Annotated in this window: 3 protein-coding genes and 1 pseudogene; all 4 read right to left on the bottom strand. The window is 42.2% G+C overall.

Annotated elements, in window-relative coordinates; translation table 11 throughout:
* On the bottom strand, positions 1–987 hold a 987-nt coding region (locus tag E0D98_RS22685; protein ID WP_165941046.1), incomplete at its 3' end, for an N-6 DNA methylase.
* Positions 977–1,165 carry a hypothetical protein gene (locus E0D98_RS22690; RefSeq protein WP_001051770.1) on the bottom strand — a complete coding sequence of 63 codons (189 nt, stop codon included), beginning with the start codon at positions 1,163–1,165 and terminating at the stop codon, positions 977–979. The genes E0D98_RS22690 and E0D98_RS22685, both read right to left, overlap by 11 nt.
* Before the next feature lie 266 nt (positions 1,166–1,431).
* Positions 1,432–1,715: pseudogene (locus tag E0D98_RS28565) on the bottom strand (restriction endonuclease); the annotation flags it as partial.
* Between the two features lie 312 nt (positions 1,716–2,027).
* Positions 2,028–3,250 (bottom strand): integrase arm-type DNA-binding domain-containing protein (locus tag E0D98_RS22695; protein WP_165941047.1); only part of this gene is annotated, 1,223 nt, incomplete at its 5' end.

Genomic DNA, 3,250 nt, shown 5'->3' on the forward strand with positions numbered 1-3,250 from the left:
GCCAAACATAGGGTGAGCAAAACGTTCTAATTTATATAATTTAACTGTTTCGTTATCAACAAGAAAATAATTATTGGCCCCCGTCACAATACCTACATCAACTTTAGCTATATCTTTAAATTTACGAACATCTGGATGAGCAATTACCCGTTTAATTAGCTGAAGCTCGTCAATACTGAGTGTTGCTTTAGTCCATTTACCTTCAACTGTTTCACCATTTATTCCTGCCGTATCATTAAACAGAACGTTTGGATCTTCTTGAAGGAATTCAAAACCACTAACACTAACAATACCTACACCTTGCGATGCTTCATCTGGATATTGCTTTTTCTCTGCAAGGAGAATAACGGCCCCCTGTAATGTATCTTCAAACCAAATCTCTTTAGGGTCAATGATGACAATCTTAGAGCAAACATGACCTAAGTAGCTTCTCAATGATTGAGCGTGCATTACATGACTAATCTCCGATGGTATGACCATCCCTATTCTTCCACCTTGTTTGAGAAGGGCTAATGAAGAAAGTAAGAATGGAACCCAAGCATTAGTGTGCTTTGTAAATTTTAGATCTAAATGTTCGAAGACCAACTGAGCTTGTTCTTGGAAATTTCTTTCAAGGAACTGATAACGGATGAATGGAGGATTACCTAAAGCTCCATCAAATATCTGCTTATTTTTCTTAAGACATTCATTAGCCCAGACTAGAAAATCCCCCTCAGTAATCGTTGCATTAGAAAAATTGTTCAGTTTACAGCGTTCGAGAGCCTTAGATGCTTCAGTGTCGAACAATTCAAAGCAAAATAACTCAATGTTAGAGTTATAACCATTATTAGCAATAGCCTGAATAAACACACCATCACCACAACTCGGCTCAAGTATGGTTTTAGGATTCTTACTTAAGACCCATTTAGTTACATAATCAGCTAAATTTTGTGGGGTGTAATAGCCACCTCTAAGTTTTTGTGAGGTTTGATCTGCTTTAAATTTCATTGTCTACCTTCGAAAATCTCTCTATGAGCTCTGATTTTTTCTCGCATATATGTTCTTGAGCCTTATCAACAAACCAGTCTTTAAGAGTTTTTTGTTCCATTGCAAGAACTGAATAGAGAGCTTTTTTTAGTTCTGGCTCAACCTCTAGGACGATGCGTCCTGATTCACCTTTTGCCATATTAACACCCATGTATTATATGTTATGTTACATATAATACATGGGTTTTCAGAGCAACTAAAGAAAAAACTGGCAGCCTTTCAGCATTCTTTTCAACCGTTTGAAAAGTCAGAAGAATCCCTAGCCAATATGGTAAGGGGAAGGCTCTGCAGAGCCAGAGAGCTTAGCAGTAAAGCCGAACGGAATAAAAGTGTAAGGCTATACCGCTCTGAATATACTAAAGATACTGCCAAAATCGGGCCGCAGTAGCACTGCATTATCCAAGTTGCAGTTTTGCATAACTCAATATCCACCATCTTTAATCTTTCTCTATCTTCCTTCAAGCGCCAGCATATCAGGCCGGTACTGTGAACTCTGTGGCCAAAAAAAGTTCTAGTAAACTGTGCAGAGGTTCGTAGATTTCCGACCATAATCGAAAAGACGTGGCTGTTCATTTATGTATTCCGCTAATATATAGCAATAACAATGGATTATGTGGCGCGCGCTGTTCACCCTTGTGCCAGATTTTTATATTGGCAATTGCCTGCTGTAGCGATTTACTAAAAACCAATTATCCCTAGCAGAGAAATAATTGCGCTCATGTTCGTAAAATTTCTGTTGGGAATAGAAGCGATTTTTCTGTTTGGGAAGCATGTCGATTAGTTACATTCCTCAAATGATGAATCAATTGAAATTCGGCCTAAAACCACACTTTAAGCTCCTGCTGAGATAGTCATTCTATGTCAGCTATTACGTCGAATGCTAAGTGTCTCTTTAGGGAGAACTGCTGATTCCGATGGTATTAGCCGGAATAAAAAAGAAATTTATTGAAGCAGGTTGCTCTTCCCCCTAGGGGAAGAGCATATGTGTGAATGGCGTTCTGTCACCTTCTCAGCGGATTGTTAATCTTTGCATATTCAAACGGACTGATACACTCCTCCCTGTTTGCATCCAGAAAATCTGCCCACCATTGCAGCATAAGCCGACGTTCTTCCAGATGTTCTGCTTTATGAATGTAAGCAGCACGTACACCGTTACGTTCCTGATGGCTCATCTGACGTTCAACAGCATCGCGGGACCACAAACCTGATTCTATTAACGCACTACATGCCATCGCCCGGAATCCATGGCCACAGACATCCCGGGTTGTGTCATACCCCATAACCCTCAGGGCTTTATTTACGGTGTTTTCACTGATTGGTTTACGTGGGTCATGTGCTCCCGTAAAGATCAGACCATTTTCACCAGCCCATGTCTGAAGCTCTGCCAGTATGGCTACAGCCTGTTTGCTGAGTGGCACAAGATGTGGTGTTCGCATCTTGGATCCCCGGTGTGAGAATTTTACGCTAGGCAGAGGTTCGCGTTCAGCTGGAATAGTCCACATGGCATTGTCAATATCAATTTCCGACCAGCGGGCATATCTGAGTTCACTGGAACGAATAAAAACCAGTAAATTCAGCATAACTGCCAGTCGGGTGACAGGCTGGCCTTTATAACCGTCAATACGCGACAGAAATTCAGGCAGACGTGAAAGATCCAGAGCAGGGCGATGCTGGCGTTTTACTGTGGTCAATGCACCAGCCATATCCAGAGCCGGGTTATATCTGATGATGCCAGACTGTACGGCATAACGCATTACAGCAGATATCCTTTGCTGCAGACGACTGGCGATTTCATAAATTTGTTTAGCTTCTGCAGCACGAACAGGGATAAGCAGGTCCGGGGTATTGAGTGTTGTGATATCCCGGTTGCCGATAAAGGGGAATACGTGTGTCTCAAGGCTTTTGAGTACTTTATCGCTGTGTGATTGTGCCCATTGTTTATTACTGGCATGCCAGCGTCGTGCAATATGTTCAAAAGAGAGCTGTAAATCAGGGACTACTTTTTTAGCTCTTTTCTGTTCGCAAGGGTCAATCCCCTCCGAAATCAGTTTTCGGGCCTCATCCCGTTTTGTACGAGCTTCGGAGAGAGAAACTTCCGGATACACACCAAGTGCCAGAGTCTTCTCCTTACCCAGAATACGATAACGGAGACGCCAGTAACGGGAACCATTAGGATGAACCAGCAGGAACATGCCAGCCCCGTCAGTGAGTTTATAAGCCTTGT

The sequence above is a fragment of the Escherichia sp. KCJ4928 genome (assembly GCF_004352695.1).
Classification (GTDB): Bacteria; Pseudomonadota; Gammaproteobacteria; order Enterobacterales; family Enterobacteriaceae; genus ECMA0423.

Excerpts from the sequence above, each read along its gene's own strand:
- E0D98_RS22690 (WP_001051770.1), bottom strand. The coding sequence starts at position 1,165 with ATGGCAAAAGGTGAATCAGGACGCATCGTCCTAGAGGTTGAGCCAGAA.